General features: G+C 67.7%; 18 protein-coding genes. 16 read left to right on the top strand and 2 right to left on the bottom strand.

Annotated elements, in window-relative coordinates:
- The first annotated feature begins 127 nt into the window (after positions 1-127).
- Positions 128-1,543: a GGDEF domain-containing protein gene (locus ACM0O9_RS08465; protein WP_235649748.1), complete on the top strand. Its 1,416-nt coding sequence runs from the start codon at positions 128-130 to the stop codon at positions 1,541-1,543.
- Between the two features lie 95 nt (positions 1,544-1,638).
- Here ACM0O9_RS08465 and ACM0O9_RS08460 read toward each other — a convergent pair whose 3' ends face one another.
- On the bottom strand, positions 1,639-2,859 hold the full coding sequence (locus ACM0O9_RS08460) for an MFS transporter (protein ID WP_374083022.1): 1,221 nt from the start codon (positions 2,857-2,859) through the stop codon (positions 1,639-1,641).
- Between the two features lie 75 nt (positions 2,860-2,934).
- Between ACM0O9_RS08460 and ACM0O9_RS08455 the strand changes: the two genes are divergently transcribed.
- From ACM0O9_RS08455 to map, 15 genes are all read left to right on the top strand, one after another.
- The gene (locus ACM0O9_RS08455; RefSeq protein WP_111202235.1) at positions 2,935-3,384 is read left to right on the top strand and encodes a winged helix-turn-helix transcriptional regulator; all 450 of its coding nucleotides are present in this window, start codon (positions 2,935-2,937) and stop codon (positions 3,382-3,384) included.
- Between the two features lie 73 nt (positions 3,385-3,457).
- Positions 3,458-4,585: a metallophosphoesterase gene (locus ACM0O9_RS08450; RefSeq protein WP_235649746.1), complete on the top strand. Its 1,128-nt coding sequence runs from the start codon at positions 3,458-3,460 to the stop codon at positions 4,583-4,585.
- A gap of 132 nt (positions 4,586-4,717) precedes the next feature.
- On the top strand, positions 4,718-5,401 hold the full coding sequence (locus ACM0O9_RS08445) for a response regulator (RefSeq protein WP_008265770.1): 684 nt from the start codon (positions 4,718-4,720) through the stop codon (positions 5,399-5,401).
- Entirely contained in the window at positions 5,398-6,777 is a 1,380-nt protein-coding gene (locus tag ACM0O9_RS08440) for a sensor histidine kinase (protein WP_235649745.1), read from the top strand. The genes ACM0O9_RS08445 and ACM0O9_RS08440 overlap by 4 nt, the downstream gene beginning before the upstream one ends.
- An 80-nt stretch (positions 6,778-6,857) precedes the next feature.
- Complete coding sequence (locus tag ACM0O9_RS08435) at positions 6,858-7,694, top strand: alpha/beta hydrolase (protein ID WP_005415777.1); 837 nt, start codon at positions 6,858-6,860, stop codon at positions 7,692-7,694.
- Between the two features lies 1 nt (position 7,695).
- Positions 7,696-8,055 (top strand): EamA family transporter, encoded by a 360-nt coding sequence (locus ACM0O9_RS08430; RefSeq protein WP_065186714.1) that lies wholly within the window; start codon positions 7,696-7,698, stop codon positions 8,053-8,055.
- Positions 8,052-8,450, top strand: a complete 399-nt coding sequence (locus ACM0O9_RS08425; RefSeq protein ID WP_235649744.1) for a DMT family transporter — start codon at positions 8,052-8,054, stop codon at positions 8,448-8,450. The genes ACM0O9_RS08430 and ACM0O9_RS08425 overlap by 4 nt, the downstream gene beginning before the upstream one ends.
- Positions 8,451-8,460: 10 nt before the next feature.
- Positions 8,461-9,663 carry a DegT/DnrJ/EryC1/StrS family aminotransferase gene (locus ACM0O9_RS08420; RefSeq protein WP_065179650.1) on the top strand — a complete coding sequence of 401 codons (1,203 nt, stop codon included), beginning with the start codon at positions 8,461-8,463 and terminating at the stop codon, positions 9,661-9,663.
- Between the two features lie 174 nt (positions 9,664-9,837).
- The gene (locus ACM0O9_RS08415) at positions 9,838-10,554 is read left to right on the top strand and encodes an MtnX-like HAD-IB family phosphatase (protein WP_005415773.1); all 717 of its coding nucleotides are present in this window, start codon (positions 9,838-9,840) and stop codon (positions 10,552-10,554) included.
- Between the two features lie 64 nt (positions 10,555-10,618).
- On the top strand, positions 10,619-12,019 hold the full coding sequence (locus tag ACM0O9_RS08410) for an aspartate aminotransferase family protein (protein WP_005408663.1): 1,401 nt from the start codon (positions 10,619-10,621) through the stop codon (positions 12,017-12,019).
- A gap of 28 nt (positions 12,020-12,047) precedes the next feature.
- On the top strand, positions 12,048-13,112 hold the full coding sequence (locus ACM0O9_RS08405) for a GNAT family N-acetyltransferase (protein ID WP_065179651.1): 1,065 nt from the start codon (positions 12,048-12,050) through the stop codon (positions 13,110-13,112).
- A 3-nt stretch (positions 13,113-13,115) separates the two neighbouring features.
- Positions 13,116-14,000: an arginase family protein gene (locus ACM0O9_RS08400; RefSeq protein ID WP_065196595.1), complete on the top strand. Its 885-nt coding sequence runs from the start codon at positions 13,116-13,118 to the stop codon at positions 13,998-14,000.
- A gap of 140 nt (positions 14,001-14,140) precedes the next feature.
- Complete coding sequence (locus ACM0O9_RS08395) at positions 14,141-14,500, top strand: bleomycin resistance protein (RefSeq protein WP_053498166.1); 360 nt, start codon at positions 14,141-14,143, stop codon at positions 14,498-14,500.
- A 68-nt stretch (positions 14,501-14,568) separates the two neighbouring features.
- Complete coding sequence (locus ACM0O9_RS08390) at positions 14,569-14,781, top strand: ParD-like family protein (RefSeq protein WP_005415768.1); 213 nt, start codon at positions 14,569-14,571, stop codon at positions 14,779-14,781.
- A 10-nt stretch (positions 14,782-14,791) separates the two neighbouring features.
- Positions 14,792-15,574, top strand: a complete 783-nt coding sequence (map, locus tag ACM0O9_RS08385; protein ID WP_170944914.1) for a type I methionyl aminopeptidase — start codon at positions 14,792-14,794, stop codon at positions 15,572-15,574.
- On the opposite strand, the gene ACM0O9_RS08380 is transcribed toward map, so the two are convergent.
- Positions 15,571-16,185 (bottom strand): LysE/ArgO family amino acid transporter, encoded by a 615-nt coding sequence (locus tag ACM0O9_RS08380; protein ID WP_065186715.1) that lies wholly within the window; start codon positions 16,183-16,185, stop codon positions 15,571-15,573. The genes map and ACM0O9_RS08380 overlap by 4 nt on opposite strands.
- Positions 16,186-16,235: the final 50 nt, after the last annotated feature.

Here is a 16,235-nt window from a genome sequence, read left to right as displayed (position 1 = left end):
GCAGGCCTGATGTGCCCTGCGTGCCGGACGACCCTGCATCGCGCTTAAACTGGCCGGCTTGCCCACCATCAACCGCACGCCACCGCGGCCGATACCCGTGGTTTGGCGTACGCAGTCAGAGATCGACGTGGAACCACCCCAACTGGACGATGCCAGCCAGCCGCTGGCCGAGGCCTGGCAGCACTGCCTGCAACAGGCCGGCCCTGCCGCCACCGCGCTGCTGCACGCCGCCGCAACCGATGCCCCGCCGGCGCTGGCCCAACGCTTCTACGAAGTGCTGTTGCAGGACGGGCGTGCACGCCGCTTCCTGTCCCACGATCAGGTCAAGCAACGCCTGCAACCGGCCATGCAGCGCTGGCTGGTGCAGCTGCTGACCACCGATGCCGACGGCATTGCCGCCACCGTTGCCTCGCAACGGGTGATCGGCGATGTGCATGCCCGGGTCGGCATTCCGGTCGACCTGGTCACCCGCGGCGCACGCGTACTCAAGCACGAGCTGTTCGTGCGCCTGCGCGACGACGCGCCCGACAGCGCCACCGCGTTCGCCGCCATCGACTGCCTCAGCGCGATCATGGACATCGCCATGGAAGGCATGACCCTGGCCTACACCCATGCACGTGAGCGCTCCACCCGCGCCGATGCTGCCTACCGGTTGTTCTCGCTGGTGCAGAATGTCGGTACTGAACGCGAGCGTCAGCGTGCACTGCTGCTGGACTGGGAGAACGCCCTGCTGTACGCACTCGCCGGCCACGTGCAGGCCAGCGAAAGCGCCAGCCTGGCGACCTCGGAATTCGGCCTGTGGTTCACCCACAAGGGCATCCCCAGCTTCGGCGAGAGCAGCGAAACCCAGCAGGTCGGCCAGCTGATGGCCCGCATCGACGGCAACCTGCAGCGGGCAAGCAATGACACCCCGGCGCAACGACTGGCGGTGCTGCCGGCCATTCGCGAGGACCTGGCCGCCATCCGTACCCTGATGACGCTGTTGTTCGAACGCATCGGTGAACTGGATGCCGGCAGCGATGCCCTGACCAACCTGCTCAACCGCCGCTTCCTGCCTACCGTGCTGCGCAGGGAGATCGAGCTGGCCACGCGCAATCGCACGCCGTTCTCGCTGCTGCTGCTCGACCTGGATCACTTCAAGGCGATCAACGACGGCCACGGCCACGATGCCGGCGACCGCGCGTTGCAGCACGTCGCCGGCCTGCTCGGCCAGCTGACCCGCGGCAGCGACTACCTGTTCCGCTACGGCGGCGAGGAGTTCGTGGTGGTGCTGGTTGCCGCCAGTGAGTCACAGGCCTCGGTGATCGCCGAGAGCCTGCGCCGGCAGATCGCGCAGTCGCCAGTGGCACTGGCCAACGGCCAAGTTCTGTCGCTGACTGCCAGCATCGGCGTGGCCGGCCATGATGGCCACCCGGACTACGAACGGTTGATGGCACGTGCCGACGCGGCGATGTACGAGGCCAAGCGCAGCGGCCGCAACCGCGTGGTGGTGGCCAGCGGGGACCTGCAGGAAGCCCCGGGCCGGCGTGCGTTGCAGCGATGACGACAGGACAGGTAGAGTCGACCGCTGGTCGACTATCGCGCGCAGCGCGGAATTTTTCGCACGCGGGGCGAAGAGCAGTCGACTGACAGTCGACTCTACCGACAGTCGACTTTACCGGTCCGCGCGCCAGCCGATGCATTGAACGCCACCACTCCCCACGCCGCCCACCACAGCAGCGCCAGCAGCGCGATGCCGGCGCCCAGCAGGCACACGGCAGGCCAGCCGTGCCGGGCCTGCACCCAGGGCCCGGCAGCCGCACCGGCACCACTACCCACCGCATAGAAGAGCATGTAAAGCGCCACCAGGCGTCCATGCTGCTCGCCCGGCGCGCGCAGCAGCAGCGCCTGGTTCGAGACATGCAGCGCCTGCCCACCCAGATCGAGCACGATCACGCCCAGCAGCAGCAACGACAGCGACTGCGGCAGGCCCAGCAGCGGCCACCACGCGACCAGCATCAACAGCAGCGCGCCAAGACTGACCCGATCGGCAAAACCGCGGTCCATCCAGTGCCCGACCCGCGACGCCATCAATGCACCTGCCACCCCAGCCAAGCCGAGCGCACCGATGGCCGCAGTGGACCACTGCAGCGGTGGGGCCGACAGCGGCAAGGGGGCCGCCGCCCAGAACACGTTGAGTCCGGCAAACAGCAGCAACGCCAGTGGACCGCGCTCGCGCAGCGTTCGATCCCGGCGCAGCATGCCCAGCATCGAGCCGATCAGGTCGCGCCAACGCGGCGGCACCACGGGTATCGGCACAGCCGGCAGGCGCCGCCACAGCAGTGCGGCCAGGGTCGCCATCAGCGCTGCCGACAGCAGATAGACTGCTTGCCAGCCGGCAATGGCCGCCACCGTGCCGGACAGCACGCGCGCCAGCAGCAACCCGATGAACACCCCGCCCTGCACCACCCCCACCACGCGCCCGCGCTGCGCGGCCGGAGCCATCGCTGCCGTGTAGGCGATCAAGCCTTGGGTCAGCGCGGTGCCCAACAGCCCGGCCAGCAGCAGGCCCGACAACAGCCAACCGGCCGTGCGTGCCGCTGCCAGCCACAGCAGGGCTGCCACCAGTGCCGCCATCTGCAGCCGCAGCAGGTGCCGTCGGTCACCGCGATCAGCCAGCGGCAGCAACCCGAGCAATGCCAGCACGCTGCCGGCCTGGGTCGCGGCCAACACCGCGCCGGCAACCGCCCGCTCCAGCGCGAAGGCGTGTGCAAGCTGATCCAGCAGCGGCTGCGCGTAATAGACGTTGGCAACGCTGGCGCCGGCGGCAACCGCAAGCAGCACCAGCAGGGGGCGTGGAATCGGCATGGCATTCGTCATCTGGTTTCATATTGAAACCAGATGCAGGCTAGCTACTTTGGTTTTAAACTGCAACCACATAGGACGGAGACCGCCATGCACGCAGACAGCCCCTGCCCCGTTGCCCGCAGCGCCGACCTGCTCGGTGATCGCTGGGCACTGCTGGTGATCCGCGATGCCTTCGACGGCGTCAGCCGCTTCGGCGACTTCCAGCGCAGCCTGGGCGCCGCCCGCAACATCCTCAGCGATCGCCTGCGCAGGCTGGTCGAGGCCGGCATCCTGCAACTGCAACCGGCCTCCGACGGCTCGGCCTACCAGGAATACGTGCTCACCGCCGCGGGCCAGGCGCTGTTCCCGGTGCTGGTCGCGCTGCGCCAATGGGGTGAGCGCCATCGCTTCGACGCGGGCGAGGCCCATTCGCAGCTGATCGAGTCCAGCACGCGGCGACCGCTGCCGTACATGCAGCCGCGCGGGCGCGACGGTCGGCCCCTGCAGGCCGCCGCCACCCGTGTGCGCAAGCTCAGGGACGACGGGCACAGCGCCTGACCCGCCCATTCGCGCACACCGCGACCCGGTCGCGCCGGTTAGCATCGGATGTTTCCGCCGCCGGACAACGACGATGTCGCGCTATCGCCCTTCCCTGATGACCGCCCTGCTGCTGCCGTTGCTGGCCTGCAGCGCCGGAACCACGCAGGCCCGCGAGGTTGCCGCACCCGCCGACCACGTGCAGGCCGATGGCCCCTATGTGTTCCGCCAGGGCGACCGGGTGCAGGCCAAGTGGATCTGCGCCGACAAGGTCGAATCGCGCACGTTTGCCTCCGGGGCAACAGGGACCGATATCGCACCGCGCTGCGGCTACGAGCACACCGTGCATGTGGCTGCGCCGAATGCAGCCTCGGTCTCGGTGCTGCCGGCCACACCGCGCATCGTCGCGCTGTCCGACATTCACGGCCAGTACGGGTTGCTGGTGCGCCTGCTGCGTGCCCATCACGTGATCGACGCGGAGGATCGCTGGGCGCTGGGCAAGGACACGCTGGTCATCGCCGGCGACGTGTTCGACCGCGGCCCGCAGGTGACCGAGGCGTTCTGGCTGCTCTACGGCCTGCAGCAGCAGGCGGCCGCCGCCGGTGGCGCCGTGCACTTCGTGCTCGGCAACCACGAAACCATGGTGCTGTACGACGACCTGCGCTACGTCAACCCCAAGTACCTGCGCAGCGCCCAGCTGCTGGGCCGCAGCTACCCGCAGCTGTATGGCGCCGACTCGGTGATCGGGCAGTGGCTGCGCACCCGACCGGTACTGCTGAAGATCGGCGATACCCTGTTCCTGCACGGCGGCATCTCGCCCGAGGCGGTGCAGCTGGCGCTGGACCCGGCACGCACCAACGCGGCCTACCAGGCCTCGCTGGGCCTGCCCAAGGCCGAAGTGAAGGCCGACCCGGCCACCGCACCGCTGTATGACGGCAAGACCAGCCCGATCTGGTACCGCGGCTATTTTGATGGCCGCCTTGACACCGCGGGTGTGCAGGCCGTGCTCGACCGCCTGCAGCTCAAGCGCATCGTGGTCGGCCATACGTCGATGCCACACGTCAGCAGCTTCCACGGCGACCGCGTGATCGCCATCGACAGCAGCATCAAGAACGGCGAGAACGGCGAACTGCTGTTCATCGAGGAGGGCAAGCTCAGCCGTGGCCTGCTGGATGGCTCCCGGATGCCGCTGGCGCTGGGTGAGCCGGGGCTGCAGGACTGAATGGAGGGAGAGCGTGACGGCGCCGGGAGGTGCCGGCGCGCTCCACCTTCACCCGGTTTGCGGCTACCCTTCGGCAGCCGAGAGGCCCGCCCCGTCCAGCCGGTGGGCCTGACCGTTACAGGAGCCCCGCGCATGCGCGTTCTGATTGCTGAAGACGACCCGGACATCGCCTCCGGCCTGTGCGCCTCGCTGCGCCGGCAGGGGCACGTGGTCGACCACGTCGACAACGGTGCGCACGCCGATGCAGCACTGGGCTCGACCCAGTATGCACTGCTGGTGCTGGACCTGGGGCTGCCGCAACTGGATGGCCGCGACGTGCTGCAACGACTGCGCCAGCGCGGCGATGGCCTGGCGGTGCTGGTGGTGACCGCGCGTGACGGCCTGGCCGAGCGGGTGCGCGTGCTCGACCTCGGTGCCGACGACTACCTGGTCAAGCCGTTCGCACTGGACGAATTCGAAGCCCGCGTGCGTGCACAGCTGCGGCGGGTCACCAGCAATGGCAATCCGGACCTGCGCATCGGCCGCTTGCGCCTGGACCTGGCCGGGCACCGTGTATGGATCGACGACCAATCACTTGAACTGACCGCACGCGAGTTCGGGCTGCTGTCGGCGCTGGCGGTACGCGCCGAGCGCATCGTGTCACGCGCGCAACTGGTGGAAGCGCTGTGCGACTGGGGCCAGGACCTGACCGACAACGGCCTGGACATCGCCCTGCACCGCCTGCGCCGCAAGCTGCAGCCGGGCGGCATGGGCATCCGCACCGTGCGCGGGCTGGGCTACATGCTGGAAGACGCGCAGGACGACAGCGCCCCGTGATCAGTGGACCGCCCAGCCTGCGCCGGCGCCTGCTCGCCTTCCTGGCGTTGCCGATGCTGGGCCTGCTCACCTTCAATACGATCCTGGCCTATTACGTTGCGCTGGACTATTCCAACCGCATCCACGACCGCAACCTGATCGACGACACTCACTCGTTCGCGCAGATGCTGAGCACCATGCCGGTGACCAGCGACCTGTCTCCGCAGGCGCGCTTCCTGATCGAGTACGAGCCCGACGGCCATCGCTATTTCAACGTCGACAGCAGCCGCCAGGGGACGCTCAGCGGCAATGCGGATTTCAGTGCCTACGCGCCTTCGCAGGAATGCACCGGCGTGGACCCCACCCTGTACGAGGGCATTCTCAACGGCCAGCCGGTGCGCATGGCCACCGTCTGCACGCGGGCGATGAACGATCCGCAGGACCAGCTGGCGGTGACGGTGGCCGAAAGCATGGCCGAACGACGCCAGCGCGCGAGAGAGATCCTGATGATCATCATCCCGCTGATGACCATGCTGGCGCTGGGCACTGCCGCGCTGGTCTGGTTCGGCGTGACCCATGGCCTGCGCATCCTGACCCCGCTGAGGACCCGCCTGGCACAGCGCCGCGGCGAACTGGCGCCGATCTCCGACGCCGACGTACCGGAGGAAATCCAGCCACTGATCAGCACCATCGACGATCTGTTTGCCCGCCAGGCGGAAATGATCACCCTGCAGAACCGTTTCATCGCCGACGCCGCGCACCAGCTGCGCTCGCCATTGGCCGGCATGGCCCTGCACGTGGACCAGGCACTGGCGCATGGCGACCCGGACACGGTGCGCGAGGCACTGCAGCACATCCGCCGGCTCAACCAGCGCACCGCGCGGGTCAGCACCCAGCTGCTGGCGCTGAGCCGGGCCCAGACCGTGCCGGAGACGGTGGAGGCACTGGACCTGTGCGAACGGGTGCCGCAGTGGGTCGGTACACGCGTGCCTGAAGCGATCCGCGACGGCATCGATCTGGGTTACCGCGGCAGCCCCCAGCCGCTGCGCGTGCTCGGCAACGGTGCCCAGCTGCAGGAAGCACTGGACAACCTGATCGACAATGCGCTGCGCTATGCCGGCCGCGATGCGACCGTCACCGTCGGCGTGCACGCGCTGGATGACAATGACGTCGAACTGTACGTGGAGGACAACGGGCCCGGCGTACCCGAGGACGTGATGCCGCGGCTGGGTGAGCGCTTCTTCCGCGCCCCCGGCACCACCGCCAGCGGCACCGGCCTGGGCCTGGCCATCGCCCACGAGGCGGTGGAGCACTTCGGCGGGCGCCTGACCTTCCTCAACCGCCCCGGCGGCGGACTCAAGGTCGCCATCACACTGCCGCTGCTGAAGGCCCCCTGACCCGGACCGGGGCGCTGAAAGGCTGGCGAAAATCGCGGTTGCGATCCTGACCCTCCCCACTGCCGTCCCGGAGCCGCCAGGTGACCGACTCGCACGACTTCTTCCTCCCCGGTGGCCCGCAGGGCGTGCTGCTGGTTCACGGCCTGACCGGTACCCCGGCGGAAATGCGCATGCTGGGCAAAGGGCTGAACAACGCCGGCTTCACCGTACACGGCGTGCAGCTGCCCGGCCATTGTGGCACCGTGGATGACCTGCTGGCGACCACCTGGGAACAGTGGTACCAGGGCGTGGAAGATGCGGCGGCAAGCCTGCGCGGCAAGGTCGACCAGCTGTTCGTCGGTGGCCTGTCGATGGGCGCGGTGCTGTCGCTGGCACTTGCTGCTCGACGACCGGACTGGGTGTCCGGCGTCGGCGTGTATGGCGCCACGTTCCGCTACGACGGCTGGAACATACCCGCTGTCGCCCGCCTCTCGTTCCTGCTGCCGTGGTTCAAGCGCTTCAATATCGGCCGCGACCGCATGTTCATGGAAGAACCGCCGTACGGCCTGCGCGACGAGCGCCTGCGTGCGCAGGTCAGCGCCGCCATGCTGTCCGGCGACAGCGCGGCGGCAGGCCTTCCGGGCAATCCCTGGCACGCGCTGGCCGAGATGCGTGCGCTGAGCAACTGGACCCGCCGCCACCTGCACCAGGTCACCGCCCCGTGCCTGGTGATGCACGCGCGCGAAGACGACGTGGCCAGCATGGGCAATGCCGAACTGGTGATGTCGCGGGTCAGTGGCCCGAAGGAACTGGTGGTGCTGGAGGACAGCTACCACATGATCACGATCGACCGCGAACGCCGCGAGGTGATCCGCCGCAGCGCGCGCTTCTTCACCGGGATCGGTGAACGCAGCGGCGTCCTCAAGGCGGTGGCCTGAGATGGGGGCACTTGCCACGCTGCTGTGGCTGACCAATGTCGTGCTCGATACCGGTGGCCAGCTCGCCTTCAAGGCCGCCGCCAGCGACCCGCAGGAGGGCGAGGGACTGCAGCGCTGGAAGCACATGCTCAGCCGCCCCTGGCTGTGGATCGGCATCGCCTGTTACGTGCTTGAGTTCGTCGCCTGGATCGCCTTCCTGTCACTGGTTCCGCTGTCCAAGGGCGTGCTGCTGGGCTCGATCAACATCGTGGCGCTGATGATCGCCGGCCGCATCCTGTTCCGCGAGAAGCTCACGCCATTGCGGGTGACCGGGATGCTGCTGGTCACAGCAGGCGTGGCGGTGGTGGGGGCCGGCTCATGAGGCGCCTGTATGTGATCGGCTTCCCCCTGCTGATGGCCTTCGACACCCTGGCCCAGCTGTGCTTCAAGTACGCCGGCGATGCTGCGCTGCCGGTCGAGGCCAACACCACCTGGCTGCTGCGCGTGCTGTCGCAACCATGGGTGTACGGCGCCATCCTCGGCTACGTGGGTGCGTTCTTCACCTGGATGAGCCTGCTGCGGCATGCGCCGATCGGCCCGGCATTCGCGGCCTCGCACCTGGAAGTGATCAGTGTGCTGCTGCTGTCGGCCTGGCTGCTGAACGAGCCGCTCACCCTGCACCACCTGGTTGGTGCGGTACTGATCGTGGCCGGCATCGTCTGCCTCGGCCGCGCGGAAGCGGACGACCCGCACAGCCCCGCCGAAAGCACCTCGTGAGCGGGCTGCGATGAGCCTGTTCGCGCGCGAACTGCCACCGACCGCCGGCCTGCCGATGCAGGCCAGCGACTTCCTTCCCGGTGGTGGTGACCTGCGCGGGATCCTGGCCAACCAGCTGGGCACGCCGCCGCTGCAGCTGACCTGTTCCGGCACGCACGCGCTGCTGATCGCCCTGCGCACCTTGCGCAAGCGCGCACCCAGGCGCGACACAGTGATCATGCCGGCCTACACCTGCCCGCTGGTGCCGATCGCGGTGCACAGCCTCGGCCTGCGCGTGCAGCTGTGCGATACCCGGCGCGGCCACTTCGACTTCGATCCCGGCCAACTCGAACGGTTGGCCGATGCGCGTACGTTGGCCATCCTGCCAACCCACCTCGGCGGTCGCATCGCCGATGTCGAACGGGCCTGCGACATCGCCCGCAGCGCCGGCGCCTGGGTCATCGAAGATGCCGCACAGGCGCTGGGCGCACGGGTGGGCAACAGCAGTGTCGGCCTGCGTGGCGACATCGGATTCTTCAGCCTGGCCGCCGGCAAGGGGCTGAGCCTGCACGAAGGCGGCCTGCTGGTCAGCCGCGATGACGAACTGCGCGCCGAACTGGCCGAGCATGCCGCCGAACAGGTGCGCTTCAACCTGCGCTGGGAGCTGCTTCGCAGTGTGCAGCTGCTTGGCCTTGCCGCCTGCTATCGCCCCTCGCTGCTGTCGCTGGTGTACGGCAATCCGCTGCGCAGCGCACTGCAGCGTGGCGATCTGGAAGACGCGGTCGGTGACATTTTCCCGCTGGACATACCGCAGCACCGGGTCAGTCGATGGCGACAGAACATCGGTGCCCATGCCGCGCGGCGATTGCCGGCGTTCCTGCAGGCCGGGCGCCTGCGCGCACTGCAGTTGCGCGTGCAGCTGGCACAACTGCCAGCGGTGGAGGTGGTCGATGGCCTGGCCGGCACCGGCGGCACCTGGCCGATGCTGATGCTGCTGCTGCCCAGCCAGCGCGCGCGCGATGCCGCGCTGGACGACCTGTGGCCGCGCGGCCTCGGTGCCAGCCGCATGTTCATCCATGCCCTGCCCGACTACGCCTACCTGCGTGGCATCGTGCCGCAGGAGGACGTGCCCAATGCACGTGACTTCGCCGCACGCATGCTCACCCTTGGCAACAGCGCCTGGCAGACCCGTGAGGAAACGGGCGAAATACTGCAGGTCCTAGCCCACGCCTGACCCGCACGTGCATGCGTGGCCTGCGCTCCGCGCATTCATCCATGTACTTTCCTGAACGCTTTCCCAGCCCGTCAAAAGCGCCGTTCAACAGGAAAGGAACGAGAAAGGCGGCCTGCCTACATTGAGCCTGCCCCGGCAATGTGCCGGACGCCTTTCTCATCGACGGACCTGCCCATGCACTGGAGCATCCTGTGTGACTTCGACGGCACCATCAGCCTCGAAGATGTCATCGACTCGCTGCTGGAAAAGTACGGCCAACCGGGCTGGCAGGAACTGGAAGACCAGTGGAAGGCGGGAAAGATCGGCTCGCGTGAATGCATGCAGGGCCAGGTGCGGCTGCTGGAACTGGATCCGGCCACGCTTGATGCCCATCTGGACCAGGTGCAGATCGATCCAGGTTTCGTCGCCTTCGTCGCTCGCACCGAGCAGCTGGGCCTGCCACTGCGCATCGTCAGCGACGGCCTGGACTATGCGATCCATCGCATCCTCGCCAACCACGGCCTGGCGCAGCTGCCGGTGGTGGCCAACCACCTGCGCTGGTGCGATGACCACTGGGAACTGGAATCGCCCTACCAGGCCGAAGGCTGCCGCAGTGGCACCTGCAAATGCGCCTGCGCCGCGCAGGCGCGCGCCAACGAAGCACCGCGCGTGCTGATGATCGGCGACGGCAGCTCGGACTTCTGCGTGTCCGAAGACGCCGACTTCGTGTTCGCCAAGCGCCGCCTGATTACCCATTGCACGAATGCCGGCATCGAGCATGCCGCCATCGACACCTTCCACGATGCAATCGCACTGCTGCCGCGCTTGCTCGATGGCAGCCTGCTGCAGCCACGTCGCCTCGACGCCAGCCCGCAGCCCGCCGCACTGCCCCTGCTGCTTGCCACCGCCTGAGCACTCCCTTCCAGGCGCGCTCCCCTGTTACCCCTTTCGAACGTCCTTCACGGAACCGAACTGCATGAATATTTTTGACAAGAACGCCGACGCCGCTGCCTCCGATGCGCAGCTGCTGGCCGACGAAGCCCGCTACAGCTCCTTCGGCGACACCGTCCACTACGTCGATCCGCCGAAGATCTTCCAGCGCGGCGAAGGCAGTTACATGTTCGACGGCGCGGGCGTGCCCTACCTCGACCTGCAGATGTGGTACTCGGCGTGCAACTTCGGCTACAGCAACAAGCGCCTGAACGATGCACTGAAGGACCAGATCGACACCCTGCCGCAGGTCGCCAGCCAGTACCTGCACCCGACCCGCGTGCAGCTGGCCAAGACCATTGCCGTGGACATGCACGAGAAGTTCGGCCTCGACGGCCGCGTGCACTTCAACGTCGGCGGTGCGCAGGCCATTGAAGACTCGCTGAAGATCGTGCGCAACGCGCGCGGCGGCAAGAGCCTGATGTTCGCCTTCGAGGGCGGCTACCACGGCCGCACCCTGGGTGCGTCGTCGATCACCTCCAGCTACCGCTACCGCCGCCGCTACGGCCACTTCGGCGAGCGCGCGATGTTCATCCCGTTTCCGTACCCCTTCCGTCGCCCGAAGGGCATGACCCCGGACGAGTACTCCGACCACTGCGTGTGGCAGTTCGAGCGCCTGTTCGAAAGCGAGTACAACGGCGTGTGGGATCCCAAGGTCGGCCAGGCCGAGTACGCCGCGTTCTACGTCGAGCCGATCCAGGGCACCGGTGGCTACGTCATCCCGCCGCGCAACTTCTTCACCGGCCTCAAGCGCGTGCTGGACAAGTACGGCATCCTGATGGTCGTCGATGAAATCCAGATGGGCTTCTGGCGCACCGGCAAGCTGTGGTCGATCGAGCACTTCGGCGTGACCCCGGACGTGCTGGTGTTCGGCAAGGCGCTGACCAACGGCCTGAACCCGCTGTCGGGCCTGTGGGCGCGCGAAGAGCTGATCAACCCGACCGTGTTCCCGCCGGGCTCCACCCACTCCACCTTCAATTCCAACCCACTGGGCACCCGCCTGGGCCTGGAAGTGCTGAAGCTGGGCAAGGAAATGGATTACGAGCGCACCGTGCCGGAAAAGGGCGCGTACTTCCTCGACGGCCTGCGCGGCCTGCAGAAGCGCCACCCGGAAATCGGCGACGTCGACGGCCTGGGCCTGGCGCTGCGTGCGGAAATCTGCCAGGCCGACGGCTACACCCCGAACAAGGAGCTGCTGGACCGCATGGTCGACATCGGCCTGGCCGGTGACCTGCTGCACGACGGCAAGCGCATGGGCCTCGTGCTCGACGTGGGTGGCTGGTACAAGAACGTGATCACCTTCGCGCCGTCGCTGGACATCAGCTACGAAGAAATCGACCTGGCGATCACCCTGCTCGACCAGGCGCTGACCAAGGCCAAGGGCTGAGGTCGATGCGCTGCCGGTTCCCGTGCCGATGGAGATGACGTCACGCCCCTCCAGCACCGCGCTGGAACCGACCGCGCTGCTGGAGGGCTTCCTGGCCCACCCGCCGCTCGGATTCGAGGCAGGCCGCCTTCCCAGCGGCCTGCCGACCTTCCGTGCGCCGCTGGACCTGACCACCACGATGGATGACGAACTGCGCAGCAGGCTACTCGGCCTGCCGCTGTCGCGCCTGTGGCGGCCGTGGATCACCTGGAAGACGCGCTTCGTCGGTGCCACCAGCACCGAGTACACCCCGCTGCCGGCACACGTTGCCCCGGAGGCGCTGGCTGAGGACGTGACGCGTCACGCGATCGGCGATACCCGGCTACTGGTGGTGAAGGACCTGGCAGTCGAATCACCGCTGCTGGACGACGCGGCCAACGCACACAGCGGCGCCTTCCTGCAGGCGCTGCTGGCACGCGGCTTCGTCGAACTGGAAGGCATGCCGCTGGCCTGGGTGGCGATCGATTTCGATTCGCTCGACGACTATCTCGGCCGCCTGTCGTCCTCGCGCCGCAAGAACATCCGTCGCAAGTTGCGTTCGCGCGATGACCTGCAGATCGACTGCATCGCCACCGGCAACCCGGCCCTGGCCGACCCGCAACTGCAGGCCGAACTGTACGCGCTGTACCTGGACGTATACGCGCAGAGCGCGGTGCATTTCGACCAGCTCGACCTGCCCTATTTCCAGTACCTGCTGGCCGACAGCCAGGGCCAGGGACGGATGTTCCTGTACCGCCACCAGGGCCGGTTGATCGGCTGGAACCTGTGCTACGTGCATGCCGGCAAGCTGGTGGACAAGTACATCGGCCTGGCCTATCCGCAGTCGCGCGAGCACAACCTGTACGCGGTCAGCTGGATGCACAACCTCGAGTACGCGCTGCGGCACGGCCTGAGCCACTACGTGGCCGGCTGGACCGACTCGCGCATCAAGGCCGAACTGGGTGCGCGCTTCACCTCCACCCGGCACGCGATCCACGCACGCTCCCCGCTGCTGCGCGCTGCGCTGCGCAGGCTGGCACCCTATCTGCAGGGCGAACCTGATGGAGGCGGTTGAATGATGCCGTTGCGTTCCCCGCTGATCCTGGACCTGGACGGTGGCGTGCTGCCGCTGCCACAGGCGCAGACCCTGGCCCTGCCGCAGTGGCATGACCCGCTGCGCTTTGCCTGCAGCAATGCCACCCTGGACCGTTTCGCCGCTGACGTGCTGGCACCACTGCCGGCCCAGCTCGGAACCGTCATGCTCGGCAGTGGCGACTTCCACCACCTCAGCCTGCCACTGCTGCGCCGCATGCGCGGGCAGGCCCCGTTCCAGCTGGTGGTGCTGGACAACCATCCGGACAACATGCGGTTCCCGCTCGGCATGCACTGCGGCTCGTGGGTGAACGCCGCCAGCAAGCTGCCGCAGATCTCGCACATCCATGTGCTCGGCATCACTTCCAGCGATATCGGCCTCGGTCATGCCTGGGAGAACCACTGGCGACCGCTGATGGGTGGACGCCTGACGTACTGGTGCATGGACGTGGACGTGGGCTGGGGCCACCGCCTCGGCATGGGCCGTGCGTTCCGACGCTTCGAGCACCCGGAGGCACTGGTCGCCGCGTTCGCCGCCGAGCAGGCCACATCCCCGCAGCCCACCTACCTGTCGATCGACAAGGATGTATTCGCCGAGGACGTTGCGCGCAGCAACTGGGACCAGGGCCGCTTCCAGCTGGAACACGCACTGGTGGTGATCGAAGCACTGCGCGCCGGTGGCCTGGTCGGCAGTGACATCACCGGCGAAGTTTCGCTGGCCAGCTACCAGAGCCGCTTCAAGCGCTGGCTGTCGTCGCTGGATGGCCAACCGGACATCAGGGCCGATGATCTTCCCGTCTGGCAGGCGCGTCACCAGAAGGTGAACCGCGAACTGCTGGCGGCAATCGCCGCCGCACCGACGGCCTGCTGACCGCGTCGGCAATGCCGGCCGTTGGCCGGCGTGGCTTCGGTAGTGCCGGCCGCTGGCCGGCAACCTCGTTGTTCCCGGGCTCACAGGAATGCCGGCCAGCGGCCGGCACTACACTGGACTCCCGACCCGGAGCCCTCGCCATGCCCCAGACCGTCATCCCGCAACTGCGCATGCGCCATGCCGATACCACCCTGCCGTTCTACGTGCAGGGGCTGGGTTTCGTGGTCGACTGGGAACACCGCTTCGAAGCCGGTTTGCCGTTGTTCGCCCAGCTCACCCGCGATGGCCAGACGATCTTCCTCACCGAGCACAGCGGTGACTGCGAGGTCGGCGGCGCGGTGTACTTCATCGTCGACGACGTCGACAGCCTGTACCGCGCCTTCAGCGCCGCCAACGTGCCGATCGAGCAGCCACCGCATGACACCGACTGGGGCAGCCGCGAGATGCTGCTGCGCGACCCCGACGGCAACCGCCTGCGTTTTGCCACCCACCTGGACTGAACAATGCGGACTTGAGGCATATATACGAAACATATATGCTTCGTATATCAACTCCGCCAGGACCGCCCATGGGCATCGTCAACATCGATGACACCCTGCACGACCAGCTGCGCCGTGCCTGCACTGTCTCCAGCCGTTCGATCAACGCCCAGGCCAACTTCTGGATCCGGGTCGGCATGCTGTGCGAAATGAATCCCACGCTGAGCTTCCAGGACATCGTCGCCAGCGAACTGCGGGCTGCCGGCGTGCAGCCGCCGCTGCTGGCACCGGGACAGGTCTGAGCAGATGGCGATCATCAAGCGCCCCGACGAGATCGCGCTGATGGCCGAATCCGGGCGCCTGCTTGCGCAGGTGTTCGCCGCGCTCGACCGGCTGCCACTGCAGGGCCGCAGCACGATGGAGATCAACGATTTCGTCGAACGCATGATCGTTGACGAGCTGCAGGCGCGGCCGGCCAGCAAGGGCCAGTACGGCTTCCCGTACGTGCTCAACGCCTCGATCGACAACGTGATCTGCCACGGCGTACCCAGCACCACCGACGTGCTGCGTAACGGCCAGATCGTCAACCTCGACATCACCCTGGAGAAGAACGGCTACATCGCCGACTCCAGCACCACCTACCTGGTGGGCGAGGTCGACTACGCCGCGCGCAGGCTGGTGCGGACCGCCTACCAGGCGATGTGGAAAGGCATCGCTGCGGTGCGCCCCGGTGCACGCCTGGGCGACATCGGCCACGCCATCGCCCGCCACGCGCGCAGCCACGGCTACAGCGTGGTGAAGGAATACTGCGGCCATGGCATCGGCCAGGAAATGCACGAGGAACCGCAGATCCTGCACTACGGCCATCCCAACACCGGCAGGGTGCTGGAGGAGGGCATGGTGTTCACCATCGAGCCGATGCTCAACCAGGGCAAGCCGGCCATCCGCCAGCAGCCGGACCAATGGCCGGTCTACACCCGCGACGGCAAGCTGTCGGCGCAGTTCGAGCACACGGTGGCGGTCACCCGCAACGGTGTGCGCGTACTGACCCTGCGCCCCGGCGAAGCGCCATTGTGCGCGGTGGATGCGGCCTAGAGCGGACGCAACAGAAGCACCGTTGCCAGGCAGAACATGAAGATCGCGACGCCCCCATCCAGCACCCGCCAGGCGTCCGGCCTGCGGAACACCGGCTGCAACAGGCGCGCGCCATAGCCCAGCGTGCAGAACCAGGCCACGCTGGCGGCGCACGCACCGGCGGCGAACGCCCAGCGCAGGTCACCCGGGTAACGCGTGGACAGGCTGCCCAGCAGCACCACCGTATCCAGATAGACATGCGGGTTGAGCAGGGTGAACGCCAGGCAGGTCAGCAGCACCTGCCGTCCGCTGCCGCCCTGCGCCTCGGTGGCGGCCAGTACGCCACCACCGCGCCACGCACGCAGTCCCGCCTGCACGCCATACCAGAGCAGGAACGCCGCACCACCGAAGCGCAGCACCTGCAGCAGCAACGGCCACTGCAGCACCAGCGCGCCCATGCCACCGACGCCGGCCAGGATCAACGCGATGTCCGCGCCGGCGCAGGCCAGCACCACCCTGCCCACATGCCGCTGCTGCAGGCCCTGGCGCAGCACGAAGGCATTCTGTGCGCCGATGGCGATGATCAGGCCGGCACCTGCGAACAGGCCGGCGGCGGTAGCGGCGATCCACATCAGGACAGGCCAGGCAGCGAGGGGACACGCAGGGTGAGGCCAATGGCGAT

This window comes from Stenotrophomonas sp. FR012 (assembly GCF_047520565.2).
Classification (GTDB): Bacteria; Pseudomonadota; Gammaproteobacteria; order Xanthomonadales; family Xanthomonadaceae; genus Stenotrophomonas; species Stenotrophomonas sepilia.
The sequence above is the reverse complement of the archived record's forward strand: the minus strand, read 5'-3'. Positions and strand labels throughout refer to the sequence as shown.